This window comes from Mycobacteroides salmoniphilum, from assembly GCF_004924335.1.
GTDB classification, from domain to species: Bacteria; Actinomycetota; Actinomycetes; order Mycobacteriales; family Mycobacteriaceae; genus Mycobacterium; species Mycobacterium salmoniphilum.
Genome location: NZ_CP024633.1, coordinates 1452424 through 1477433, shown reverse-complemented (window position 1 = coordinate 1477433; position 25010 = coordinate 1452424). Strand labels below are relative to the sequence as shown.

Below are 25010 nucleotides of genomic sequence, written 5' to 3'. Positions count from 1 at the left end.
CAGATCAGCCCCGAGTGAACGAATGCCGAACATCACAACCTCAGACCCTTTACCCCTGTGGGGTCCACCCATAACGTCAAGCTATGAGCGGCCACATCGTCGTGGTTGGTGCCGGCATCGCCGGCCTGGCCACCGCAGTCGCGTTACAACAGTCCGGGCGTGATGCCGTCGTCCTCGACGACCGGGATGGCGCTTCCACTGGATATGCGATTACCTTGTGGCCCAATGCATTAGCGGCATGCGATGCCCTCGGTGTCGGTGACGACGTGCGTGATGTGAGCGCACGCGTGGAAGCAGGCATGGTGCGGTGGCACGACGGACGAATACTTCGAGAACCGCCGAACGGACAGCTCACCAAGGCAGTGGGCGAACCCGTCGCAGTCACCGAACGCAATCAACTCCTGGCGATTCTGGCGGCCCGGCTCGCGCCGGGAACCGTGCGCTACGGCGCCCGGGTGAGCAACGTTCGAGATGGGCTGCACGGGACCTCCGTCGAGCTGTCCGACGGCCTGTCGCTCACCGCCGCCGCGGTGATCGGAGCGGACGGCATCGGATCTCTGGCCGCCCAATATCTCAATGGACCGCTCTCGTTCCGATACTCCGGATATACCGCCTGGCGCGGGATATCCAACGTTGCGATTCCGGATGAGCTGGCCGGGGTGACCATGGGGCCGGGGATCGAATTCGGCCACCTGCCCATGCCTGGCGGCCGCACCTACTGGTTCGCCGGCGAGCGATCCCACGAGGCGCAACGCGCATCCAACGGTGAAATCGACTATTTGGCAAGGAAGTTCAGCGAGTGGGCAGAACCCATACCCGACTTGTTGAGCCAGAGCGACGAGTCATCGGTACTGCGCGGCGATATCTATGACCGCGGACGTCTGCGCCGGATCACCGGCGGACGGGTGGTCCTGGTGGGTGACGCCGCACACCCGATGCGCCCACACCTGGGCCAGGGCGGATGCCAGTCACTCGAGGATGCCGCGGTACTTGGCGCTGCGATATCCGAACGCTCTTCTCTGCCAAGCGCATTCCGAGAGTATGCGCGCCGGCGACGGTCCCGCACCCGGGTGGTGGTCAATCGAAGCCGCCAGATCGGGCACGCGACCTTTGCGCGACCCGCGGCATTGGGCGGGTTGCTGGTGCGGGCTTCGGGACGGCTTCCCGCCTCCTTGTTCTGGAGGCAGCTCCATGGCATTGCCGGATATGACGCGTGCGACATCACGGTTCACCCCTAGGATTTGCCTGTGTCGCAACCCGAGCCCGCGCCCAGCGCCAGTCTCAAGGACCTCTGTATCGACGCGCTCATGCCTGTGCCCGTCGCCAAGTTCTGGGCCGCGGCCATCGGCGGCGAAATCGATATCGACGAGGGCGGCGAGGCCCTGATCCGGCGCGGCAAGGATGTCGACATCTGGATCAATCGCGTCCCGGAGGCCAAGTCCGTGAAGAACCGTGTGCACTTCGATGTCTACGCGCGCACCACGGAGGACCTCATCACGCTGGGCGCGACGGTACTCACAGCCGAACCGGAATGGGTCGTGATGGCCGACGTTGAGGGTAACGAGTTTTGCGCCTTCCTCGATCCCCACCTCGAAAGTGACACGCCCGCACGCCTCTTCGCGGTGTGCACCGACAGCGACAGACCGGTCGAAATCGCCCGGTGGTGGCATGGCCTCGTCGGCGGCACACTGACACCCGGCTCCGACGGCACCCTGCGGTGGCTGCGCGGTGGCGCCGGATGGGGAGAGCTGATCTGGAAGTTCGTTCGGGTTGCGGACCAGCGCGTGGTGAAGAACCGCTGGCACTGGGATGTGCGCGCCGACGCAGCCGAATTGGTGCACGGCGGTGCGCGCGCGCTCCGCGGCCCCGACACCGACATCCGTTGGACCGTGTTGACCGACCCGGATGGAAACGAGTTCTGCGCCTTCGGTTAGGCCGCCCGCCTTCGGCTAAACGCGCTTGGCGGGGGTCGCCAGGGCCGCAGCGATCGCTGTCGTCAGGGGAACCGAGAGCACCAGTGCGATACCGCCCACCGCGGATCGGGCGATCTCGATCGCCACACCTTCGCTTGTCAGCACGTCACCCAGCGAGCGGTTCGCGACGCTGAACAACAGCATGAGCGGTAACGAGTTCCCCGCGTATGCCAGCACGAGCGTGTAGACCGTGCTGGCGATGTGATCGCGCCCCACCCGCATGGCGCCCAGGAACACGTCCTTACGCGTGGAACCATCACCCAGCTCGGCCAGTTCGAACACCGTTGAGGCCTGGGTGACGGTCACATCGTTGAGAACACCGAGCGATCCGATGATGAAACCGGCCAGCAGCAATCCGGATATCGACACTGTCCCCATGTATGCGGCGACTTCATTGTTCTGCTCGTCGGACAGGCCGGTCAGGTGCGTCACCTCGATGACGGCCCAGGACAGTCCGGCCGCGAACAGCATCGCCGTGAGCGTGCCCAGCAGCGCGGCACTGGTGCGCATGCTGACACCGTGGGCGAGGTAGATGACGACAAACAGGATCGTGGCCGACGCGATCAGTGCCAGCGGTAACGCGGGCCCGCCGTCACGCAGCGCAGGAAGCAGGAAGACGGCCAGCACCAGGAACGCCACCAGAATGCCTACCAGCGCCCGCAGTCCACGCCAGCGTGCCACCAGACAGATGACTATCGCGAACGCCGCGGCGACAGCGATCAACGGCCAGGTGCGTTCGTAGTCGTAGAAGCTGTAGGTGGTGGCGCCCTGCGCGTCGACCTGCCTGGTGATCCGGATATGTTCTCCGGCAGCGAGAGTCGGTTGCCCGCCACCGGAGGTGAACTCCAGCTGAGTCTTGGCACCCGAGTTCGGGCCGGAGGTGATGGCGATGAGGTCAAGCGCACAGGCCGATTCGGGTGTCTGCCCCGCCGCGGGATCGGCGGTGAGCACCTGCCCGGTGGACGGGCTGCCGCATTCGCCGAGGCGCGTCGACAGCACCGTGCCCGACTCCGTGGTCACCGCGCCACCGTGGGCGTTTTGATACGGCAGCGGAATGTCCACGGTGCGGTGCTCGGGCCACAACGTCACCAGCCCGATCAGGACCGCGACCCCCATCGCGGCGAGCAAGCCCACCACAATCCGGGCGGCGTTGGATCCCAGAGGTGCCGGACCCGTCGGCATCGCGTGGGAATGACTATGAGAATGCGACACGCCTGTCAGGGTAGAGGTGGCAACGCGTCCAGATCCGCCTCTGTGTTCACGTTCACGACCCAGGTCGGGTCGGATATCGAAATTCGTTGCGCACCAACACGCTCAAAGAGTGCGCCCAGTCGGCGTTCCCCCGCGGAGGTCAACTCATCAACGGTGTCGCATAGGCCTACGTCATAGATGGCGGCGAGGTAGTGCTCCCGGCCGCCGGCGGTGGCCAGGACGATGCGACCGCTACCGGTCGCGAGCTCGTCGATGAGCGCCACACAAACCAGCGGCATGTCGACGGCGCAGACGAAGGCTCTGCCCGCACCCCTTTCCCCGGCGGCCCGCAGACCCTGCCCGAGCGCCACCAGTGGCCCCTGGCCGGGCTCACGGTCATCGATGATGACCGCTTGCAGGTCCGCGATGTCCTGACCGGGTGCGCGCACGACGATCACCGGTGCACAGCGTGCGCTCACCGTCCGCATGATGCGTTGTGCCAGCGTCTGCCCACACCAGCGGATGGCCGCCTTATCGCGCCCCATGCGTCGCGACGCGCCGCCGGTGAGCACCACCGCCGCGAGTTGGTTCATGGAAGAAAGGTACGCACAGATACCGAACAAGCCACCAAGGGGAAGGTCATCACCCCTGGTGGCTTGTGTGAGGTAGAGCCGTGGTTCGCGGGTCTAGCCGCGCCGTCCGCAGACGGGCCATGCGCCGATGCCCTGACGGGACAGCACGTTCTCGGCAATCCGGATCTGCTCCTCGCGCGAGGCAAGGTGCGGTGAGCCGGAGCCGCCGTTGGCACGCCAAGTGCCTATGTTGAACTGCAGACCGCCGTAGTAGCCGTTTCCGGTGTTGATTCCCCAGTTGCCACCGGACTCGCACTTAGCGATGGCATCCCAGTTGACCGGATCCGCACTCGCTGTTCCAGCCAGTGCCATCGGAGCCGCGACAAGCGCGCCGGTGATGGCCGCTGTGGTGAGCGTTTTGCGGATGTAATTCATGTCGTTCCTCTCGCCGGGCAAGCACCGAACACCACCCGCTTGCGGATACCGCAACGGGTTCAGGCACACCTCCAGGCGAGGTGGACATCTTCGTCGGATCGCGCCGTCTCGGTCGGGCGCGACAAGGGAGGCGGCTGCGGCCTCACCGGCTCGTAGTGGCCGGCGGCCAGACCGCCTCGCAGCGTTCCTGGCCCCATTTGCACACAGGGTTCACGGTTCGGAGTTTTGCTCCGATTTGTTGACGTGTCGGACCGTACGGAACGATTCAGCGAAAGTCACCTCGCGACACGCACATCCCAAACCAATAACGAAACGATTACAGGGCCAATCTTCAGCGACTAACCCCAGGTCGCTTAGGAAATTCTCAGGTTCCCTCAGGGTCGGCCCTACCTGCGATAAGTGAGTCAGATCACGCTGAATTTGTGAGCCGCACCACGATTGCGGCAAATCACTCAAGTAACAATAGGAACTTCAACAACATGCAGCGTGGCGAATTGACAAGTTCACTATATTCACTCTGATATCAATTGCAACACTATTTGCCATTTACCAATCGCGCCACACCATTACCGGGAAAATATGCGACCATCCCATGCCGCCTTTGCCTACTTGAGCGAAATACGCTGGCATACAGAACAATTCGCCGCTCCGATACGAAAGACCCAGTGCGCGAGTGCCATACGCGATACGAGGGCGGCAGTGACTATACTTTCCGGTCGCAGCGCAGAACCACTTGTGGCAGAAGTCTTTTCGGTGATATCAGGTCAGCAGCGAAGCGCGACTACCGCGATCTTGCGCGAGGTTACCGGGACGGTGGTCGGATAGTTCTGTGCATCGCGCCCCGCGCCCACATCCGTCACCGGGGACTGCTTCTCCACCGAGGTGACCGTGCACTTGCTCATGTCGCCGCCCCCGCTCCTGGTGATGATTACCCGGTACCCATTGGCCTTGAGCTCGTTGATGACATCGTTGGCGTTGCCACCCGAAGGATCGGCTGCCGCCGTGTCTGCGCCCCCCAACGAGACACCGATCATCGCCACTACTGCTGCTATCGCAATCAGCGACTGCCTCACGGCCTGCTCACCTCGCATCTAGGGTACGAAGGTTGCGTTCCACACCGGCTGCCCGGAACATCAACGTCTCTGCATCCTACGAGAGCAACCGCACATTGCGCGCGAGGAGACGTCGAAGCAGCCGAATGTCCGGACGACAAAGAAGCCAAAACGCGTGCTGCCGACGCCATTTCCTCGGCAGTCGGCCCGCACCTAGCTGACGGTCCAGGTGTCCCGGCCGGTCAGCAGCGCCTGCAATGCAGCGGTGTCACTCGGCTTAGCGGCCGCGGCGGCGGTCAGCTGCTGACGGGCCAGATCGTCGTAGGTCGCGCGCTGCACGCTGCGGAACACGCCCATCACGGTGTACTCAAGATCCTGCTCGGACAACCGCGACAGCGCGAAGGCGTAGGCCGGATCATCCGAATACGCATCGTGCACCACGATGTCCTCGGCCTTCACGTCCGCGGTCTTGGCCACTTCAAGACTGAAACCCGAACGGATGACGCAGAGTTCGCCCTCGGCGCCGAAGGTGATCGGCTGGCCGTGGCTCACATTGATGACGCGCTGTTCGAAACCTTCCTTGCGCAACAGGTCGAAAGACCCGTCGTTGAAGATAGGGCAGTCCTGCAAGATCTCCACCAACGCCGAACCACGGTGAGCGGCTGCGGCGCGGAGTACCTCCGAGAGGCCCTTCTTGTCCGAGTCCAGGGCCCGTCCCACGAACGTGGCCTCAGCGCCCAGCGCCAGCGACACCGGGTTGAAGGGATAGTCCAGCGACCCCATGGGCGTCGACTTGGTGACCTTGCCGGTCTCCGAGGTCGGCGAGTACTGCCCCTTGGTGAGGCCGTAAATCCGGTTGTTGAACAACAGGATTGTCAGGTTCACGTTGCGGCGCAGCGTATGGATCAGGTGATTACCGCCGATGGACAGCGCGTCACCGTCACCGGTCACTACCCACACCGAAAGGTCCTCGCGAGCCAGCGCCAGGCCGGTCGCGATGGCCGGTGCGCGCCCATGGATCGAGTGCATGCCATAGGTGTCCAGGTAGTACGGGAACCGGCTGGAGCAGCCGATACCGCTGATGAACACGATGTTCTCGCGCTTGAGGCCAAGCTCCGGCAGGAAGCCGCGGATGGTGTTGAGGATGACGTAGTCACCGCAACCTGGGCACCAGCGCACCTCCTGATCGGAGGTGAAGTCCTTGGACTTCTGCTCCACATCGGTGGTCGGTACCAGAGCATTGGCGGTCAGGCCAAGCTCCAAACCGTTGAGGCTGCCAGTTCCATTGAGTACGTCGGTCATGCTCGATCCCCTACGGCCACCGCGGATTCACGCGCGAGAACAGCCTTCTGATTTTCCTTCTCGGCCAGCGACCCGTCCAGGGCCGCATCGATGATTTCTTCGACCTCGTCGGCGAGGAAGGCCATGCCCTGCACCTTCGTCACCGACTGCACATCCACCAGGAACTTGCCGCGCAGCAACAGTGACAGCTGTCCGAGGTTCATTTCTGGCGCAACGACCTTCGGGTACTTGCGCAGCACCTCACCCAGGTTCGTCGGGAACGGGTTGAGATGGCGCAGGTGCGCGTGGGCCACCTTGAGTCCCTTACGGCGGGCACGACGGCATGCCTCACCGATGGGGCCGTAGGAGCTGCCCCATCCGATCATCAGCAGCTGCGCGTCGCCGGTCGGATCGTCGACCTCCAAGTCCGGCACCGTGATTCCGTCAATCTTGAGCTGGCGCAACCGCACCATCAGGTCGTGGTTGGCCGGGTCGTACGAGATGTTGCCCGAGCCGTTGGCCTTCTCCAGACCACCGATGCGATGCTCCAAACCTGGGGTACCCGGAACGGCGAACTGCCGGGCCAGTGTCTCCGGATCGCGGTTGTACGGCGCGAAGTCCTGGTCGGGTGTGGCGAAGGTGTGCTCGATCGCCGGGTAGCTCGCGATATCCGGGATGGCCCACGGCTCAGAACCGTTGGCGATCGCTCCATCGGACAGGATCATCACCGGGGTGCGATAGGTAAGCGCGATGCGCACCGCCTCGACGGCGACGTCGAAGCAGTCCGAGGGCGAACGCGGGGCCAGCACCGCGATGGGTGACTCGCCGTTACGGCCGTATAGCGCCTGCAGCAAGTCCGCCTGCTCGGTCTTGGTCGGCAGACCTGTCGACGGTCCGCCGCGCTGCACGTCGATCACCAGCAGCGGCAGTTCCGTCATCACCGCCAGACCCACCGCCTCGCTCTTGAGAGCCACACCGGGGCCGGAGGTGCTGGTGACGCCGAGCGCACCACCGAACGAAGCACCCAGGGCCGCACCGATTCCGGCGATCTCGTCCTCGGCCTGGAAGGTCAGCACACCGAAGTTCTTGAGCTTGCTCAGCTCATGCAGGATGTCGGATGCCGGGGTGATCGGGTAGGTGCCGAGCACCACCTGGGTCTTTGCAAGCTGGCCCGCGGCGACCACGCCATAGGCCAGCGCCGTGTTACCCGAGACCTGCCGGTACTCGCCGGCAGGCAGCGATGCCTTGGCCACCTCGTAAGTGGTTCCGAAGGCCTCAGTGGTTTCGCCGTAGTTCCAGCCCGCCCGGAACGCCAGGATGTTGGCCTCGGCCACGTCGGGCTTCTTCGCGAACTTCTCGCGCAGGAACTGCTCGGTGCCCTCGAGTGGGCGGTGGTACATCCAGGACAGCAGCCCCAAGGCGAACATGTTCTTGGTGCGTGCGCCGTCCTTCTTAGAGACTCCGGCGGGCTCGACGGCGCCGAGCGCCAACGTGGTCATCGGAACCTGATAAACCACATAGTCCGACATGTCGTCGTGCTCCAGCGGATCGGACTGGTAGCCGACCTTGGCCAGATTGCGCTTGGTGAACTCGTCCGAGTTGGCGATCACCATGCCGCCGCGCGGCAGATCGCCAATGTTGGCCTTGAGCGCGGCCGGGTTCATCGCCACCAGCACATCGGGCCGGTCGCCCGCGGTGAGGATGTCGTAGTCGGCAATCTGGATCTGGAAGGACGAAACACCGGGCAGCGTGCCCTGAGGGGCCCGGATCTCGGCGGGGTAGTTCGGCTGGGTTGCGAGGTCATTGCCGAAGACGGCAGCCTCTGAAGTGAATCGGTCTCCGGTGAGCTGCATACCGTCGCCAGAGTCTCCAGCAAACCGGATGACGACCTTTTCCAGCTTCTCCGATACGGCTCCGTCGCCCACCGGTGACCTACCTTTCACGACGAACTCTGGCGGTGGCGGTACGTACGCCACCATTCAGCAGAGTTTTCTGTCACTCTCGGTACCGATTATTGCACTTTCGCACCGCTGACCTTGACGAGGGCATACCCGCAGGCACGAAACTTGACACCTGTCGAGTCACCACCTGCGGTCTGGCCTGTGCCGTTACCTCACTACCCGCCAGTAGACGTGAGGCAAATCACAAGGACAGGCCAAGCGTCTGCTTGGTTGCCTCTCCGCACCGCCACCCGGGGTCCAGCATTCGGGGGTTGTGCCACCCGGACGCCCGCGACAGGGCCACAATGAGAACCATGACGGGGCACCGGATACCGACGGTTGTTCAAGGCGCAGAACACGAACCGGGCGAGGACGGCGAACCCCACGTCGACATCACCGGAGCCAAGGATGTTGCCGCGGGCATGACCGCTGTCGGCGTTTCCCTGCAACGCGGTTTCGAACAGATGGGACCATTGCGCACCGCCGCGATGCTGGCCAAGCTGAATCAACGCCACGGTTTTGACTGCCCCGGCTGTGCGTGGCCCGAAACCCCTGGTCACCGCAAACTCGCCGAGTTCTGCGAGAACGGGGCCAAAGCGGTTGCGGAAGAGGCAACTAAGCGCACGGTCACCCCGGCATTTTTTGCCCAGCACTCCGTGGAGGAACTCCGCGAGCTGCCCGAGTACTGGCTCAGCCAGCAAGGTCGCCTGACCCACCCGATGGTGCTGCGCCCGGGCGAGTCCCATTACCGGCCGATTGATTGGGACGACGCGTACGAGCTCATCGCCAACGAGATCAGGGCCGCCGCCGACCCGGACCGCCTGGTTTTCTACACCTCGGGGCGCACCAGTAACGAGGCCGCATTCTGCTACCAACTGCTGGTCCGCAGCCTGGGCACCAACAACCTCCCCGACTGTTCCAACATGTGCCACGAGTCATCGGGTACCGCGCTGACGGACTCGATCGGAATCGGTAAGGGCTCGGTGTCGGTACCCGACATCGAGCACGCCGACGTCATTCTGATCGCCGGCCAGAATCCCGGCACCAACCATCCCCGCATGCTGTCGGTGTTGGAGAAGGCGAAAGCCAACGGCGCCAAGATCATTGCCGTCAACCCACTCCCCGAGGCCGGGCTGCTCCGCTTCAAAGACCCCCAGAAGGTCAACGGCGTGATCGGCCACGGCGTGGCGATCGCCGACGAGTTCGTACAGATCCGTCTCGGTGGCGACATGGCACTCTTCGCAGGGCTGGGCCGGCTGCTGCTGGAGGCCGAAGACGCCAACCCCGGAAGCATCGTCGATCGGCAGTTCATCGACGAGCATTGCGCCGGCTATGAGGAATGGGCCGCGCGGACGCGGACTGTCGACTGGGAGACCGTCACGCAGGCAACGGGTATCGACATGTCGCAGCTGACGACGGTTGCCACCCTCTTAGCCGAATCGAAGCGCACCATCTTCTGTTGGGCCATGGGACTCACCCAGCACCGGCATGCGGTTGCCACCATCGGCGAGGCGACGAATCTGCTGCTGATGCGCGGCATGATCGGCAAGCCGGGCGCGGGAGTGTGCCCCGTGCGCGGCCACTCGAACGTCCAGGGCGACCGCACCATGGGCATCTGGGAACAGATGCCCGAAACCTTCCTGGCCGCATTGGATTCCGAGTTCGGTATCACCACACCCCGCAAGCACGGGTTCGACACGGTGGACGCGATCCGGGCCATGCGAGACGGCAAGGTATCGGTCTTCATCGGCATGGGTGGCAATTTCGCCTCCGCCACTCCCGACACCGCCGTCACCGAGGCCGCACTGCGCAATTGCGCACTGACCGTGCAGATCTCCACCAAGCTCAACCGCAGTCACCTCGTGAACGGGCGCACCGCACTCATCCTGCCCACCCTCGGACGCACCGACAGGGACATCCAAGAATCGGGCAAACAGCTTGTTTCCGTGGAGGATTCAATGTCCATGGTGCATCTGTCACGCGGCAGCCTGCATCCACCGAGCACGGTGCTGCGCAGTGAGGTCGCCATCGTCTGCCAACTGGCACGCGCCATCCTGGGGCCCGGACACCCGGTGCCGTGGGGGCGGTTTGTCGACGACTACGACACCATCCGCGACGCCATCTCACGGGTGGTACCCGGATGCGCCGATTACAACACCAAGGTCCGCCGGCCGGATGGGTTCGCACTGCCGCACCCGCCACGCGACGAGCGCCAGTTCCCTACCCACACAGGCAAGGCCAACTTCTCGGTGGCACCGTTGGAGTGGGTACCGGTGCCCCCGGGCCGGCTGGTGCTGCAGACGCTGCGCAGCCACGACCAGTACAACACCACCATCTACGGCCTGGACGACCGTTACCGAGGCGTCAAGGGCGGGCGCCGGGTGGTTTTCGTCAACCCGGAAGACCTTGCCGCATTTGGGTTGGGTGCGGGGGCACGGGTTGATCTGGTGTCTGAGTACCCGGGCGCCGACGGGGAACTTGAGGAGCGCCGAGCCGAGGACTTTCTCCTGGTGCCGTACTCCACCCCGCGAGGCAACGCCGCCGCCTACTACCCGGAGACCAACCCGCTTGTCCCCCTTGACCATGTCGCGGAACGGTCCAATACTCCGGTGTCGAAGGCAATCGTGATTCGATTGGTGGCCCGTGGGTAGGGTCACCGATAACCGCAAGATCCGGCGTATCGAGGGTGTCGGACGAGGCGACCGCAGTGAGACGCTCGTCGTCGAGGAGCCCCTGGAAATTCGGGTGAATGGGCGCGCGGTGGCCGTCACCATGCGCACCCCCGGCTCGGATGTCGAACTCACCCAAGGGTTCCTACTCACCGAGGGTGTCATCTCCCGCCGCGACGACCTGCTGACCGTGCGCTACTGCCAGGGCAACGGACCCGACGGCCTGAACACCTACAACGTTCTGGATGTCACCCTGGCTCCCGGGGTGCCCGCACCCGACCCGGCGGTGACCAGAAACTTCTACACCACCTCCTCCTGCGGTGTCTGCGGTAAGGGCTCACTGGAGGCGGTACGCACCATCAGCCGCTTCTCCCCCGGCGACGACCCGTCCACCGTCGACTCGCGCACACTGGTGGGGCTGCCCGACAAACTTCGTTCGGCCCAAAAGGTTTTCGCGACGACCGGCGGGCTTCATGCCGCGGCACTGTTCACCGTGGACGGGACCATGCTGGTGGTGCGCGAGGACATTGGCCGGCATAACGCGGTGGACAAGGTCATCGGGTGGGCTCTGGAAAACGACCGTGTGCCACTCACCGCAACCGTGCTGCTGGTCAGTGGGCGGGCCTCCTTCGAGCTCGCCCAGAAGGCAACCATGGCGGGCATTCCCATCCTGGCCGCGGTGTCGGCACCGTCCTCGTTGGCCGTGGACCTGGCGGCACAGTCGGGGATGACGCTCGTCGCCTTTCTGCGCGAGGACAGCATGAACGTCTACACCCGGATGGATCGGGTCATCTAACCCTCCGGCACCTCGACCACGATCTCCCTGCCCAGTGAGTACCCCGGTGCCAACGGCAAGCCATCGCCACTCCAGAACGATCCCGGGTCGAAGTAGTTCGAACGCTTCTCGGTGATGAGCAGCCCCATCTCCTCAAGGGTGATCGCCACCGTCTCGGCGCAGAACGCCGTCTCCAACCCGGCCTGCCGTTGCTTCGTGATGTCCCGCTCGGCCACCTCACGAACCTTCTTGTGCACGAAGGGAAGTCCTCGGGTGAGGTCACTGACCGTGGGAAGCCTTCCCCGCATCCAGCGACCGGTCAGTCGTGCCGTGGCCGGGAACGGCGTCCCGTCCATCCTGGCCACGACGCGTAGGGCGGCATTTTCCTGCTCACGGGTCACCCGCGGGCTCAGCTGCCGCAGCCAACACCGCTGTCCATAGACGTGCGCCCATCGTTCGATCGCCGCGCGCGCATCGTGCAGCTGCACTCCCCGATGGTTGTCGCCGGTCCACACGTCGGTGAGTTTGTTGCCGAGTTCGGCGTGCCACATGAGCGGCGGCAGATCATCGATCGCCACCGTCATGCCGACGTGGTTGACCGGGCTGTTCGACAACGTCTGGATGAGCCGATCGGGGCGCGAGTGGCCGCGGAACACCCAGATGTCACCGGTGCGCGTCGCATCGAGCGCCTCATCGATCGATACGGCTCGATCGTCTTCGCGCAAGCGGCTCATCCCCGCACCGTAGCCTGGACCGATGGCCAACATGTGGAAGTGGCTCGGGCTCGCCGGGGCCGTCGGGGTGGCAGCGGGGGGCGTGCTCGTCGTTCGCGATCAACGCAAACGCGAGGCGTACACGGAGGACGAGATCCGCGACCGGCTGCATCAGCGACTCGGCGAAGCGGAGCGTCGCGACTAGGGCGCTCCCAACTACTGGGAGCGCCAGTTCTGCAGGCCGACAAAGGCCATCGTCAGCGCGCTGGTGGCGCTCTCGACCACGTCGTCGGTCTCGGCATCGGGCTGCACCAGCTCGGCCACCGCATTGGCGGCGATCGACAAAATCAGGTTGGCCGCCGTCGTGAGGTCGGCAGAATCCCACAGGCGCATCTGATCGCGGCGTGCCAGATCGATCGCCAGCTCCCCCGCGAGCAGCCGCATCTCGATATTCACTGCCCGACGCACCTCGGTGGGTGCGGTGTACCGCTCGGTGACAACAAACCGCAGCTGGTCAGGGTTTTCCTGCACCTGCTCGGCAAGGACCCGCATGGACTCCGCCAAGGACGCCGGTTCACGTCGCCGGATTTCCCGCGCGATGCCCCGCGCGATGCGCATCCCTTCCTCCGCCAACGCGACGCCGAGGTCATCGAGCGACGAGAAGTGGCGATAGAAGGCCGTCGGCGAGATGCCCGCACCACGGGCCACATCGCGCAGGCTGAGTCCGGAGAAGGCCTGCGTTCGCGAGAGTTCGAGAGCCGCCTCGATCAGCGAGGTACGGGTGCGCAGTTTCTGCTCTCCCCGAACCGATTCACGCCGCGTGGAGACACCCGAATGCGGTCCCCGCTCACGACGACTGGTCATAGCGGTCACTGTATCGCTGTGATGACCGACACGGTGATTACGGCTTGACTGAGAGGGGGCAGGTTGGTTCACAATTTCAGTATACAGTCGTTAACCTAACGGAGGGAGTTCGAATGACATTTCTAACTAAAGCCACCCGCCGCATCCTCACCCCCGAGTCGTCCCTGGGCCGACTGCTGACAGCCGCCCTCACCCCGCACGCGGTCGACCGGTATCTCGAACTCGTCGACCCGATGATCACCTGGGAAGAAGCTCGCGCCCGCGTCGTTCGCGTGCAGCGCCGCACCACCCGATCGGTGACCTTGACCTTGCGCACAACCCACCAGTTCAAGGGCTTTCGCGCAGGTCAGTTCGTCCAGCTGGGCGTCGTGATCGACGGCGTGCGGCATGTCCGCTGCTTCTCACCGTCCTGCGCCGACGACGCCCGCGACATCATCGAGCTGACCATCGCCCGCCGGCCCGAAGGGCTGGTGTCGAACCACCTGTACAAGCACGCCGCGGTCGGCGACGTGTACAGCATCACCCCGGCCGCAGGCACGTTCGTCCTCCCCTCGCCGCGTCCCATTCGGACCATTCTGATCGCGGCCGGTAGTGGGATTACACCTGTGCTCTCAATGGCGAGAACACTCATCGGCAATGGGTACCCGGGCCAGCTCGCCGTGCTGTACTACGCGCCGACGGCCGCGGACAACGCGTACGCACGCGAGCTCACCGCTCTGGGCGAGGTGCCCTCGGTAACGGTGCACACGGAGTACACCCGCGACGGCGGCCGGCACTTCAGTGCCGAGCAGCTCGATGCGATCGCGCCCTGGAGTGCGGACGCGCAGACGTTCGTGTGTGGACCCCCCTCGCTGCACGAGGCGGTGCGCACGCTGTACGCCGAGCGCGGACGCTCCGACCGTCTGCACACCGAGGAGTTCACCCTCACCACATCGGGCACCACCGGTGAGGCCGGGGGCGTACTGCGATTCGCCACGTCCGGCATCACCGCCGAGAACGACGGTCGCCCCATCCTCGAACAGGCCGAGACCGCCGGACTGCAACCCGAATTCGGCTGCCGGATGGGAATCTGCTTCGCCTGCACAGCGGTGAAGACATCCGGATGCACCCGGAACCTGCGCACCGGCGATGAGAACGACGACCCCGACCAGCACGTCCAGCTCTGCATCACCGCACCCGTCGGTGATGTCTCGATCGACCTTTAATCCAGCCTCCCAGCAGCAAGGAGACCAGACGATGACCAGCAACGAAATCACCATCAGTGCATCGGATATCGAGGCGCTGGGTAAGGATCTCGATGAATTGCGCGAGCGCGTTGTCGCCGATCTGGGCGAGCGTGATCGCGAGTACATCTACTCGATCATCAAGACACAACGCGGCTGTGAGGCCGCCGGACGTGCCCTGATGTACCTGGGGTTCATCCCGCCGGTGTGGCTCGCCGCGGTGGGTGCGCTGTCCGTGTCCAAGATCCTCGACAACATGGAGATCGGCCACAACGTCATGCACGGCCAGTACGACTGGATGCGCGAAAAGGGCCTCAACTCACGCGACTTCGAATGGGACACCGTGTGCCCCGCCGACCAGTGGCGGCACTCGCACAACTACATGCACCACACCTACACCAACATCGTCGACATGGACCGCGACGTGGGTTACGGCATCCTGCGCATGGCACCCGAACAGAAGTGGAACCCTTACTACCTGGGCAACCTGGCATGGGCGACCGCCCTGATGGTGTTCTTCGAGTGGGGCGTCATGGTGCACGAGCTTGAGGCCGAGAACATCGTGAAGGGCAAGCGCAGATGGTACGACCTCAAGCCGTTGATCAAGGGCATGTGGCGTAAGGCCAGTAAGCAGGTCCTCAAGGACTACGTGATCTTCCCGGCGCTGACCGGCCCGCTGTTTCCGATCACCTTCCTGGGCAATATGTCAGCCAACTTCGTGCGCAACGTGTGGACCTTCTCGATTATCTTCTGCGGACACTTCCCGTCCGGCACCCAGACCTTCTCCAAGGAGGAGACCGCCAACGAGACGCGTGGCGAATGGTACGTCCGGCAGCTGCTGGGCTCGGCGAACATCGAGGGCAGCAGGCTGTTTCACATTATGAGCGGCAACCTGTCCCACCAGATCGAGCACCACCTGTTCCCGGACCTGCCCGCCAACCGCTACCCGGAGATGGCCACCGAGGTGCGCGAGCTGTGCCAGAAGTACGGCCTGCCCTACAACTCGGGCGGCCTCTTCGCCCAGCTCTCGTCCACCTGGAAGAAGATCGCTCGGTTGTCCCTGCCCAACGGCTGGTTCCGCAGTGAGCCCGAGCTCGTCGTGCACATCGACAGGGAGAAGAACGCAAGTAAGCCGGCCGAGGTAATTATCGTCGACGAGCGCGGCGAGCTGGTAGACGCGTAGGTTAGGTGTCGTGGTGAGCAAGTTCGAACGCAATAAGGACCTGGCCCAGGAGGTCGTGTCGTCGACCGCTGAGCATGTGGGTGAGATCGCCAAGATCATCACCAACGCGGTGGTGGACGTCACCCGGCAGCTCGGCGAGATCGCTACGGACGCCTTCGAGATGCGCGAAGCGGCCCAGCGCGCCGAGCAGGACAGCGCTCGGTCCGCCGTCGACGAGGATCCGACTACACGCTGATCGGTCGCCGACTGGGCGCCACGTTCTGCTCACGGAGAGCGTGGCGCTCAGTCGGAGGCCTCCCGCCAGTCGGCGGCAGTGATGGTGAAGTAGACGTAGTCCTCCAGCGCGCCGTTGATCTCGCGCTTCTGACGGTGATGCTCATGAGCGCCGATCTTGGCGAGCGCACGCTGCGACCGCAGGTTGGTCGCGCCCACGTGGAACCACACCAGGTCCGCGTTGATGAACGCGTAATCCAGCATGAGCGTCTTGAGCTCGGCGTTCACCGTGCCTCCCCAGTATTCGCGAGTGATGAACGTGTATCCGATCGCGACCTCGCGCTTTTCTGGGTCCCACTCATAGAAGCGGGAGGAGCCGATCATCTCCCCCGTCGAGTGGTCGACGATGACAAGCGATTTCGCGGCAAGAGCTTCCGCGAACCACCGCTCGAAGACCGCCCGCTCGTAGCGGTCCGAGCTCGGGTGTTGCTCCCAGATGAGCGGATCACTGGCGGCACGGTACAGCGGCTCAATGTCGTCGTCTTCCAACGGACGCAACGTCAGCGTAGGGCCCTCCAGCGTGGGCTGGCTCATGAACTCGGTGGCCATCCACCCAGTTTACGAGGGGTTACGAAATATGTTGCGCCAGGGTCGATTTACCGGAGCCATCGAGCTGCGCCAGAGCGCACGGCCGTGCCGCCATCGCCATCAGCAGCGCCTCGGCGGGTCCGGTGACCTTCGGCCCGCGACCGTGTGACCAGTCGAGATCGGTAGCCACCAGCCGCACACCGCGGGCGCGCAGCGCACCCCGTATCGGTGGCGCCCAGCGCGCGAAATCCATGGCGACGCGCATACGTTCCCCCGGAATCTCGCGCGGGATCCCGAGTGGGCGACGGATGTCCTGTTGATGGACTATGCCGTCCAGCAGTGCGATCCGGCCGCCGAAACCCGAGGTGAGCACGCCCGGCGTTTCCGCGGCACGGACCATCTCCAGCAGCTGTTCGGGGGTACGGTCGGCCAGTTCGGCGACGCGATTGGCGTTGGCCCGATTCGGGTTGAAGCCGGCCTTGGCGATGCACGAGTAGAACTCGCCGCGGCTGAGGTCTTCGTACCCGATCATGTGCGCAACGACATCACGCACGCGCCATTTACTGCACAGGGATGGCGCATCCCACTGCTCCGGCGTAAGCCCGGCCAGCAGATTGGCGAGATCAATGCGCTCAGCCCGCGCCAACTCCATGGCGCTCATCACGACGAACTAGGCGCTCTTATCGCGCCGTTCGGCACGCGGGGGCTTGCGCGGCACAATCGTCGGCAACACGTTGTCGATGACGGTCTCCCCGGTCACCACGACCTTGGCGACATCGTCGCGGCTCGGGATGTCGTACATCACCGGCTGCAGCACTTCCTCCATGATGGCGCGCAGCCCACGGGCCCCGGTGCCCCGGTGGATGGCCTGATCAGCAATGGCCTCAAGCGCGTCCTGCTCGAATTCAAGCTCGACGCCGTCCATCTCGAAGAGTCGGGTGTACTGCTTGACCAACGCATTCTTCGGCTCGGACAGGATCGTGATGAGCGATTCGCGGTCCAGGTTGGTGACCGAGGCCACGATCGGCAGACGGCCGATGAACTCGGGGATGAGTCCGAACTTGATCAGGTCCTCCGGCATCACCTCGGCGAAGTGGTCGGTGGTGTCGATATCGGCCTTCGACTTGACCTCGGCACCGAAGCCCAGGCCGCGCTTGCCGACACGATCCGACACGATCTTCTCCAGGCCCGCGAAGGCACCAGCCACGATGAACAGCACGTTCGTGGTGTCGATTTGGATGAACTCCTGGTGCGGGTGCTTGCGGCCGCCCTGCGGGGGTACCGAGGCCTGGGTGCCTTCCAGGATCTTCAGCAGCGCCTGCTGCACGCCCTCGCCGGACACATCACGCGTGATCGACGGGTTCTCGCTCTTGCGAGCGATCTTGTCGACCTCGTCGATGTAGATGATGCCGGTCTCGGCGCGCTTCACGTCGTAGTCGGCCGCCTGAATCAGCTTGAGGAGAATGTTCTCGACATCCTCGCCCACGTATCCGGCCTCGGTCAGGGCGGTGGCATCGGCGATAGCGAAAGGCACATTCAGCATCTTGGCCAGCGTCTGCGCCAGGTAGGTCTTGCCGCAGCCGGTGGGGCCCAGCATCAAGATATTCGATTTGGCCAGCTCAACGGTCTCGCCGCGGGCGTCACGGGCCTTGTCTCCGGCCTGGATGCGCTTGTAGTGGTTGTAGACGGCGACGGCCAGCGTCTTCTTCGCGTTGTCCTGGCCGATGACGTAGTTCTCCAGGAACTCGCGGATCTCGACGGGCTTGGGCAGCTCATCAAGCTTGACGTCGTCGGCGTCGGCCAGTTCCTCTTCGATGATCTCGTTGCAGAGGTCGATGCATTCATCGCAGATGTACACGCCGGGGCCGGCAATGAGCTTCTTGACCTGCTTCTGGCTCTTTCCGCAGAATGAGCATTTCAGCAGGTCGCCGCCGTCTCCAATACGTGCCATGGTGGCCAGTCCTACTTCCTGTCACGCGGTGGTGGATCGTGGTGTCAACACGTCCTCTGACCTGTTCGTCCCGACGCTACCCGCTATACCGGACACCCCGCGACCGATAAACCGAATAGCACCGACGGCATTTACGCCGCCGTGCTGGAGAACATATCGCCTCACACCGACTGCGGCACCCGATGACGCGCGACCGACACCGGTGTGTCGCAACCGTTACGAAGCGGCGCTGGTCGCCGAAAGCTTCCGGTACTCCAGGACGACGTCGATGATCCCGTACTCCTTGGCCTCTTCGGCTGTGAAGATCTTGTCGCGGTCGGTGTCCTTGCGGATGACCTCTTCGGTCTTACCGGTGTGCCGGGACAAGGTCGTCTCCTGCAGCACCCGCATGCGCTCGATCTCCTTGGCCTGGATCTCCAGGTCGGTGAACTGACCCTGGATAACTCCCGACAGAGACGGCTGGTGGATGAGCACGCGGGCGTTGGGCAGTGCCATCCGCTTGCCGGGGGTTCCCGCGGCAAGCAGCACCGCGGCGGCCGATGCGGCCTGGCCCAGTACCACCGTGCGGATATCGGAGCGGACGTACTGCATGGTGTCGTAGATCGCCATCAACGAGGTGAACGAGCCACCTGGGGAGTTGATGTACATGGTGATCTCACGATCGGGATCCAGCGACTCCAGCACCAACAGCTGGGCCATGATGTCGTTGGCTGAGGCGTCGTCCACCTGCACGCCGAGGAAGATGATGCGCTCCTCGAACAGCTTGTTGTACGGGTTGGATTCCTTGACACCGAAGCTTGAGTGCTCGATGAACGAGGGCAGGATGTACCGGGCTTGCGGCGCCAATTCGGGGTTGAGGTGCTTGCTGATCACTTTGCGGCTCCCTTGCTGCCGTTCAGGTTTGCGCGGGTGATGATCTGGTCGACGAAGCCGTACTCCAGGGCCTCCGGCGCGGTGAACCAGCGGTCACGGTCCGAATCGGTCTCGATCTGTTCGACCGTCTTGCCGGTGAACTCGGCGTTGAGGCGGAACATTTCCTTCTTGATGACCTGGAACTGCTCGGCCTGGATGGCGATATCGGACGCACTACCGGTCACACCACCCAGCGGCTGGTGCATGAGGATGCGGGCGTGCTGCAGGGCATGCCGCTTGCCCTTGGTGCCAGCTGCCAGCAGGAACTCGCCCATGGAGGCCGCCATGCCCATCGCGTAGGTGGCGATATCGCACTCCGAGAGCTGCATGGTGTCGAAGATCGCCATGCCGGCGCTGATCGAGCCACCCGGCGAGTTGATGTAGAGGTGGATGTCCTTGGTGGGGTCCTCCGCGGTCAGCAGCAAGATCTGCGCGCATAGCCGGTTGGCGATGTCGTCGTCCACCTGCTGGCCCAGGAAAATGATGCGCTCGGAGAGCAGGCGCTCATACACCGAGTCGATGAGGTTGAGCCCGGCTGTCGCCGAACGCATTTCAGTCACTGTGCAACCTGCCTTCGTCTAGCACTTCGGGATATCGCTTGAGAACCAATTCCGTGTACTGCCGACATTAACCAACATCGGCGGCTGCGCACTCCCCACAACGGGCGAGTTCGCTCAGAGCGTGATGTTCCTCGCCTCAATGGCTCATCACGGCGTCAACTAGGCGTCGGCGGCTTCCCCGGCTTCGTCCTTGCTCTTCTTCTTGGCTTTCTTCTCGGACTTTTCGGACTTGTCCTCGTCCTTGTCCTTGCTCTTCTTCTTACCCTTGTCGGCGCTGTCGTCGGCCGCTTCGAGCTCGGCGCCGGCCTCGTCGGCCCCGCCACGACGCGGCCCCAGCACGGCGTCGACGTCTACATCGGCACCGGTGGAGTCGGTCACCTTCGCCTGACGGATGACCTCGGCGATGGCCTTACCGCGGCGCACGTCGACGTACAGGCCGGGCAGCTGCTGCTGCTGGGTCAGGTACTGCACCAGCTGCTGCGGCTCGATGCCGTACTGACGCGACATGAGGACCAGACGCTCGGTGAGGTCCTGCTGGTCGACGTTGATGTCGAACTTGTCGGCGATCACATCGAGCAGCAGCTCGGTCTTGATGGACTTGGTCGCGGAGTCACGCAGGTCCTTGTCGAACTCTTCACGCGAGGTGCCCTGCTCCTCGAGCAGTTCGTTGAGCTTCTCCTCGTTGTGGTCCAGACCGTGAACGGCCTCGTGCAGGCTGTTGCCGATCTGCTCCTCGAGGATCTTCTCGGGCACCGGGATCTCGACCGCGGCGAGCAGCGCAGTGATGGTCTCATCACGGATCTCGTCGGCCTGAGCGATGCGCTTGCGCCCCTTCACCTGCTCGGTGAGGCTGTCCTTGAGCTCGCCGATGGTGTCGAACTCGCTTGCCAGCTGGGCGAAGTCGTCGTCGGCGGCGGGAAGCTCGCGCTCCTTGATCGACCCGACCTTGACGGTGACCTCGGCGTCCTGTCCGGCGAACTCACCGGCGGCCAGCGTGGTGTTGAACACCTTCTCCTCGCCGGCCTTCAGGCCGATGATGGCCTCGTCCAGGCCGTCGATCAGCTGCCCGGAGCCGATCTCGTGGGACAGCCCGGTGGTCGCGGCTTCCTCGACCTCCTTGCCGTCCACGGTGGCCGACAGATCGATTGACACGAAGTCGCCGTCCTCGGCGGCACGCTCGACACCCTTGAGGGTCCCGAACCGCGCACGCAGCGCGTCCAGCTCGGCGTCGACCTCGGAGTCCTCAACAGTGACGGGCTCGACAGTGACAGCGACCGTGCTCAGGTCGGGCAGCTCGATTTCGGGGCGCACATCCACCTCGGCGGTGAAGGTCAGCTCCTGGCCGTCCTCGATCTTGGTGACCTCGATCTCCGGCTGCCCGAGCGGCTTGACGTCGGAAGCGGTGACGGCCTCGCTGTACCGGCCCGGAAGCGCCGAGTTGACGACCTGCTCCAGCACGGCGGCCCGGCCGACGCGCGCCTCGAGCAGCTTGGCGGGGGCCTTGCCGGGACGGAAGCCGGGCAGGCGTACCTGCTGTGCCAGCTCCTTGTACGCCTTGGAGAAATCTGGTTCGAGCTCTGCGAAGGGAACCTCGACGTTGATGCGAACCCGGGTCGGGCTCAGCTTTTCGACGGTGCTCTTCACGTGCAGTGCTCCTTCATAGTTCGCGGCAGATCGTCCTGACCTGCAGTTCTTCGTGCTGTCGTGCTGTCGGGGTGACAGGATTTGAACCTGCGACCCTCCGCTCCCAAAGCGGATGCGCTACCAAGCTGCGCTACACCCCGTCGGACCTGCGTCCACACTTCCGGCAAGACGAAGCGATCTTACGGCCTCAACATGCCACGGTATGAATTGGATTTGATCCGCCCCGGCGCTGTACATTCGTCAGCGCGTGCGGGACAACCTCGCACGCATGCGGGTGTAGCTCAATGGTAGAGCCCTAGTCTTCCAAACTAGCTACGCGGGTTCGATTCCCGTCACCCGCTCCACACATCAGTACCGTGGGTGCCATGGAAATCATCCTGGGCCTGCTTCTCCTCGGCGTGATCGTCGGTGGCGCGATCATCTACACACAGGGATCGAGTCGCCGTCGTGGCGACCAACTCGAGGATGCCAAGGCAGACGCCCGTCGCCTCACCGAACGCCTCGGCGGACAGGTACTGGGCCTGACCGGGAACGACGATGCTTCCCGCCAGGCGCTCGCCGACGCCTCCGAGCGTTTCACGGCCGCATCTTCGGCCATCGAGCAGGCCCGGACTCCGGCACAGGCAACGCTGGCCAAGGAAAGCGCCATCGAGGGGCTCTACTACGTCCGGGCGGCTCGTCTCGCCATGGGCATGGACCCCGGACCCGAACTCCCCGCCACCACCGGACAAAGCAAGGCCGGCTCCGTCAGTGAGGACCGACGCATCAACTACGAGGGACGCGAGATCGAGGCCTCCCCGGATCCGTCGGGCCGCACACCCAACTACTACCCCGGCGGCACGGTCGCCGGCCGACCGGTTCCCGCCGGCTGGTACTCCGAGCCGTGGTGGAAGCCCGCGCTCGTGGCCGGCGCGTGGGGTGTGGGCTCGGCACTGCTGTTCAACTCGCTATTCTCCGGCATGCACGGCGTCGGATACGGCGCCTCCGGCTTCGAAAGCGGTTTTGGCCAAGGCTATTCGGACGGATATGACGCCGGGGTGAATGCCGGGAACGACGGCGGAGCGGAGCAAGCCGGCTGGGATCAAGGTTCCGGCGGGGCCGACCAAGGTGGGGGCTGGGATCAGGGCGGCTCCGGTTGGGACCAGGGCGGCGGTAGCGGCTGGGACGGCGGTGGCTGGGACAGTGGCGGCGGCGGTGGCGACTTCGGTGGCGACTTCGGAGACTTCTAAGGACACCTACGGTGCATTGAGCGGCACATTGGGCGTAAGCAAGATGGGCGCAAAAGTCTCGCGCGCCAGCGCACGTACCTCTTCGGTGTTGCCAAGGTCGATGGTTGTCGTGGGCGCGGCGAGATAGCCCAGCACCAAGTGGATCAAGACGTCGACCTGCCGTTGCGAATCGCCCGGCGGGATGCGCCCTTCCTCCCGCATCTGGTCGATCTGAGAGGTGAGATAGTGTCGCGCCAGTTCGATCGGCGCCGGATCTCCCTGCGTGATTGCTTCTATCGTGGTCATCCTCGCCACGAGCGAATCCCCGCGCAGCAGAGGATGATTCACTACCTCGATACAGACAGCGAACCCCTCGGCGACCCGTTCGCCAATGTCGTCAAAACCGCCCGCACGCTCCTGTAGCTCGTCCAGGAATTTTCGCATTTCTTGGGCAAGTGCCCTCTCGAACAACTGGTCCTTACTCGCAAAGCGTCGAAACACCGTGGCACGGCCCACTTTCGCCCGCCGCGCCACTTCGTCAATGGTGGCGGTCTGGGTGCCCCGCTCTGCCAGAACCTCGATGGCGGCATCCAGCAATCGGGTTTCGATATCGTCCGGTTCCGGGTGCGAACCAAGTCCACGAACAGCGCGCGCGAAGAGCTTTCCCAATGGCGCGCCAGGTCGCGTCATGAACCCACCTCTCGGGTTATCGGTACTCACCGTCCCATTCAGACAAGCTTAACAACCTCACACGTCACCGCGGTTGTCATCAGCCTATTTGACATGAGGGACACCAGAACAGATTTCGTGCGTCCATCTGTGCAGTGAGGATCGGCGTGCCGCACACCCGACACGGCGCACCCGCCCGGCGATACACGTAGGTGCGTGGGCGGTCCGCAGCGTACGACGGGTCACCGTGGTCGAATTCGGGATCGACGGTGACGATCTTTCCGACCCTCAGTCCGACGCGCATTCTGCCCACCAGGTCACCCCACAGCGCGGTGAGCTCGTCCGGATCCAGCCGGGCGCCCTCCCGGTAGGGATCGATCCGCTGACGGAACAGCACCTCGCTGCGATAGACATTGCCCACGCCGGCGATGATCTTCTGGTCCATCAGCAGTGCTCCGATTGGCCTGTGCGACTTAGCGATCCGCTCGAATGCGGACGCCGGGTCGGATCGGGGGCGCAGTGGATCAGGGCCCAGGCGAGCCAGGATCGCGTCCACCTGCGGGGCGTCGATGAGCTCACACGCCGTCGCGCCGCGCAGGTCGGTGCCGAACTGCGCTCCTTCGATACGCATCCGCACCTGACCGACGGGCACACCCATCGGGACCGGCAGTTCGGTGAAGGTGCCGTACAACCCCAGGTGAACATGCACCACGCCGGCGGGACCGTAATCGTGGAACAGGTGCTTACCCCAGGCATGCGCCTTCACGAAGATGCGCCCGTTGACCGCGGCCGCGCCTTCGGTGAACCGTCCCTGCGGACTACTGACGGACACCGGCGATCCGGCAAACCGGCGCTGGTGCAACCGGGCCAGCCGGTGCAGGGTATGCCCTTCCGGCACAGACGTTTACGCGTCGGCGCCCGGTACCGGCGGCGCAACGTGGGTGGTCTCGTACTCTGCCAGGATGTCGATGCGGCGCTGGTGCCGCGGCTCCTCCGACCAGGTGGCCGCCAGGAACGCGTCCACGATGGCGAGCGCCTCGGGCACGGTGTGCATGCGTCCACCGATGCCGATCAGCTGTGCGTTGTTGTGCTCGCGGGCCAGTACCGCGGTCTCCAGGCTCCACGCCAGAGCACAGCGGGCACCCGGGACCTTGTTGGCAGCGATCTGCTCACCGTTACCCGAACCGCCCAGCACGATGCCGAGGCTGCCCGGATCGGCGACGGTGCGGCGCGCCGCGTCGATGCAGAACGCCGGGTAGTCGTCCTGCGGGTCCAGCTCAAAGGCACCGCAATCCACCGGCTCGTGGCCGCGACCACGAAGGTGCTCGATGATCTTCTGCTTCAACTCGTATCCGGCGTGATCGGCTCCCACATAGACGCGCATGCCCCAATTG

At 64.3% G+C, this 25010-nt stretch carries 26 protein-coding genes and 2 tRNA genes; 10 read left to right on the top strand and 18 right to left on the bottom strand.

What is annotated here, in order from left to right:
- The first annotated feature begins 83 nt into the window (after window positions 1–83).
- Both DSM43276_RS07340 and DSM43276_RS07335 read left to right on the top strand, forming a co-directional pair.
- A complete protein-coding gene (locus DSM43276_RS07340) occupies window positions 84–1238 on the top strand; it encodes an FAD-dependent monooxygenase (RefSeq protein WP_078328930.1) in 1155 nt (384 codons plus the stop codon).
- A gap of 9 nt (window positions 1239–1247) precedes the next feature.
- A complete protein-coding gene (locus DSM43276_RS07335) occupies window positions 1248–1934 on the top strand; it encodes a VOC family protein (protein WP_268807857.1) in 687 nt (228 codons plus the stop codon).
- A 15-nt stretch (window positions 1935–1949) separates the two neighbouring features.
- On the opposite strand, the gene DSM43276_RS07330 is transcribed toward DSM43276_RS07335, so the two are convergent.
- The 6 genes from DSM43276_RS07330 to DSM43276_RS07305 form a co-directional block, all read right to left on the bottom strand.
- Entirely contained in the window at window positions 1950–3185 is a 1236-nt protein-coding gene (locus DSM43276_RS07330; RefSeq protein WP_169053045.1) for a YibE/F family protein, read from the bottom strand.
- A 5-nt stretch (window positions 3186–3190) separates the two neighbouring features.
- Window positions 3191–3757 (bottom strand): molybdenum cofactor guanylyltransferase, encoded by a 567-nt coding sequence (mobA, locus tag DSM43276_RS07325; RefSeq protein WP_078328928.1) that lies wholly within the window; start codon window positions 3755–3757, stop codon window positions 3191–3193.
- 93 nt (window positions 3758–3850) lie between these two features.
- A complete protein-coding gene (locus tag DSM43276_RS07320) occupies window positions 3851–4171 on the bottom strand; it encodes a transglycosylase family protein (RefSeq protein ID WP_078328927.1) in 321 nt (106 codons plus the stop codon).
- A 764-nt stretch (window positions 4172–4935) separates the two neighbouring features.
- On the bottom strand, window positions 4936–5244 hold the full coding sequence (locus DSM43276_RS07315; protein WP_078325607.1) for a hypothetical protein: 309 nt from the start codon (window positions 5242–5244) through the stop codon (window positions 4936–4938).
- 192 nt (window positions 5245–5436) lie between these two features.
- On the bottom strand, window positions 5437–6525 hold the full coding sequence (locus tag DSM43276_RS07310; RefSeq protein WP_078328926.1) for a 2-oxoacid:ferredoxin oxidoreductase subunit beta: 1089 nt from the start codon (window positions 6523–6525) through the stop codon (window positions 5437–5439).
- Window positions 6522–8483, bottom strand: coding sequence for a 2-oxoacid:acceptor oxidoreductase subunit alpha (locus DSM43276_RS07305; RefSeq protein WP_078328925.1), 1962 nt, complete (start codon window positions 8481–8483; stop codon window positions 6522–6524). Before DSM43276_RS07305 ends, DSM43276_RS07310 begins: the two co-directional genes overlap by 4 nt.
- Window positions 8484–8758: 275 nt before the next feature.
- Between DSM43276_RS07305 and DSM43276_RS07300 the strand changes: the two genes are divergently transcribed.
- Window positions 8759–11095, top strand: coding sequence for an FdhF/YdeP family oxidoreductase (locus tag DSM43276_RS07300; protein ID WP_078328924.1), 2337 nt, complete (start codon window positions 8759–8761; stop codon window positions 11093–11095).
- Window positions 11088–11909, top strand: a complete 822-nt coding sequence (gene fdhD / locus DSM43276_RS07295; protein ID WP_078328923.1) for a formate dehydrogenase accessory sulfurtransferase FdhD — start codon at window positions 11088–11090, stop codon at window positions 11907–11909. The genes DSM43276_RS07300 and fdhD overlap by 8 nt, the downstream gene beginning before the upstream one ends.
- Here the strand turns inward: fdhD and DSM43276_RS07290 are convergent.
- A complete protein-coding gene (locus DSM43276_RS07290; RefSeq protein ID WP_078328922.1) occupies window positions 11906–12622 on the bottom strand; it encodes a guanylate cyclase in 717 nt (238 codons plus the stop codon). The genes fdhD and DSM43276_RS07290 overlap by 4 nt on opposite strands.
- 22 nt (window positions 12623–12644) lie before the next feature.
- Here DSM43276_RS07290 and DSM43276_RS07285 point away from each other — a divergent pair, with 22 nt between their 5' ends.
- A complete protein-coding gene (locus DSM43276_RS07285) occupies window positions 12645–12806 on the top strand; it encodes a hypothetical protein (RefSeq protein ID WP_099051581.1) in 162 nt (53 codons plus the stop codon).
- 11 nt (window positions 12807–12817) lie between these two features.
- Here the strand turns inward: DSM43276_RS07285 and DSM43276_RS07280 are convergent, their stop codons facing one another.
- Window positions 12818–13474, bottom strand: coding sequence for a TetR family transcriptional regulator (locus tag DSM43276_RS07280; protein ID WP_169053044.1), 657 nt, complete (start codon window positions 13472–13474; stop codon window positions 12818–12820).
- A gap of 104 nt (window positions 13475–13578) precedes the next feature.
- Here DSM43276_RS07280 and DSM43276_RS07275 point away from each other — a divergent pair, with 104 nt between their 5' ends.
- The 3 genes from DSM43276_RS07275 to DSM43276_RS07265 are packed head-to-tail and all read left to right on the top strand — an operon-like array spanning window position 13579 to window position 16106.
- Entirely contained in the window at window positions 13579–14670 is a 1092-nt protein-coding gene (locus DSM43276_RS07275; protein ID WP_078328920.1) for a ferredoxin reductase, read from the top strand.
- 31 nt (window positions 14671–14701) lie between these two features.
- Window positions 14702–15871: a fatty acid desaturase family protein gene (locus DSM43276_RS07270; protein WP_078328919.1), complete on the top strand. Its 1170-nt coding sequence runs from the start codon at window positions 14702–14704 to the stop codon at window positions 15869–15871.
- Between the two features lie 10 nt (window positions 15872–15881).
- Entirely contained in the window at window positions 15882–16106 is a 225-nt protein-coding gene (locus tag DSM43276_RS07265) for a hypothetical protein (RefSeq protein ID WP_078328918.1), read from the top strand.
- A gap of 47 nt (window positions 16107–16153) precedes the next feature.
- On the opposite strand, the gene DSM43276_RS07260 is transcribed toward DSM43276_RS07265, so the two are convergent.
- The 7 genes from DSM43276_RS07260 to DSM43276_RS07230 all read right to left on the bottom strand — a co-directional run bounded on the left by DSM43276_RS07260 (window position 16154) and on the right by DSM43276_RS07230 (window position 21879).
- Window positions 16154–16693, bottom strand: a complete 540-nt coding sequence (locus DSM43276_RS07260) for a GNAT family N-acetyltransferase (protein WP_078328917.1) — start codon at window positions 16691–16693, stop codon at window positions 16154–16156.
- 19 nt (window positions 16694–16712) lie between these two features.
- Window positions 16713–17336, bottom strand: coding sequence for a maleylpyruvate isomerase family mycothiol-dependent enzyme (locus tag DSM43276_RS07255; RefSeq protein WP_109555991.1), 624 nt, complete (start codon window positions 17334–17336; stop codon window positions 16713–16715).
- Between the two features lie 6 nt (window positions 17337–17342).
- Entirely contained in the window at window positions 17343–18623 is a 1281-nt protein-coding gene (clpX, locus tag DSM43276_RS07250) for an ATP-dependent Clp protease ATP-binding subunit ClpX (RefSeq protein ID WP_078328916.1), read from the bottom strand.
- 216 nt (window positions 18624–18839) lie between these two features.
- A complete protein-coding gene (locus tag DSM43276_RS07245; protein WP_078325429.1) occupies window positions 18840–19496 on the bottom strand; it encodes an ATP-dependent Clp protease proteolytic subunit in 657 nt (218 codons plus the stop codon).
- On the bottom strand, window positions 19493–20086 hold the full coding sequence (locus DSM43276_RS07240; RefSeq protein WP_109555990.1) for an ATP-dependent Clp protease proteolytic subunit: 594 nt from the start codon (window positions 20084–20086) through the stop codon (window positions 19493–19495). The genes DSM43276_RS07245 and DSM43276_RS07240 overlap by 4 nt, the downstream gene beginning before the upstream one ends.
- 168 nt (window positions 20087–20254) lie before the next feature.
- Window positions 20255–21739: a trigger factor gene (gene tig / locus DSM43276_RS07235; protein WP_078328915.1), complete on the bottom strand. Its 1485-nt coding sequence runs from the start codon at window positions 21737–21739 to the stop codon at window positions 20255–20257.
- A 66-nt stretch (window positions 21740–21805) separates the two neighbouring features.
- Window positions 21806–21879: transfer RNA gene (locus DSM43276_RS07230), tRNA-Pro, on the bottom strand.
- Window positions 21880–22009: 130 nt separating this feature from the next.
- On the opposite strand from DSM43276_RS07230, the gene DSM43276_RS07225 reads away from it, so the two are divergent.
- Both DSM43276_RS07225 and DSM43276_RS07220 read left to right on the top strand, forming a co-directional pair.
- A tRNA-Gly gene (locus DSM43276_RS07225) sits at window positions 22010–22083 on the top strand.
- A gap of 21 nt (window positions 22084–22104) precedes the next feature.
- Complete coding sequence (locus tag DSM43276_RS07220) at window positions 22105–22968, top strand: hypothetical protein (RefSeq protein WP_078328964.1); 864 nt, start codon at window positions 22105–22107, stop codon at window positions 22966–22968.
- 6 nt (window positions 22969–22974) lie between these two features.
- On the opposite strand, the gene DSM43276_RS07215 is transcribed toward DSM43276_RS07220, so the two are convergent.
- The 3 genes from DSM43276_RS07215 to DSM43276_RS07205 all read right to left on the bottom strand — a co-directional run bounded on the left by DSM43276_RS07215 (window position 22975) and on the right by DSM43276_RS07205 (window position 25000).
- Complete coding sequence (locus tag DSM43276_RS07215) at window positions 22975–23637, bottom strand: TetR/AcrR family transcriptional regulator (RefSeq protein ID WP_078328914.1); 663 nt, start codon at window positions 23635–23637, stop codon at window positions 22975–22977.
- A gap of 79 nt (window positions 23638–23716) precedes the next feature.
- A complete protein-coding gene (locus DSM43276_RS07210) occupies window positions 23717–24514 on the bottom strand; it encodes an Fpg/Nei family DNA glycosylase (protein ID WP_078328913.1) in 798 nt (265 codons plus the stop codon).
- A 6-nt stretch (window positions 24515–24520) separates the two neighbouring features.
- On the bottom strand, window positions 24521–25000 hold the full coding sequence (locus DSM43276_RS07205; RefSeq protein WP_078328912.1) for a ribose-5-phosphate isomerase: 480 nt from the start codon (window positions 24998–25000) through the stop codon (window positions 24521–24523).
- Window positions 25001–25010 lie beyond the last annotated feature (10 nt).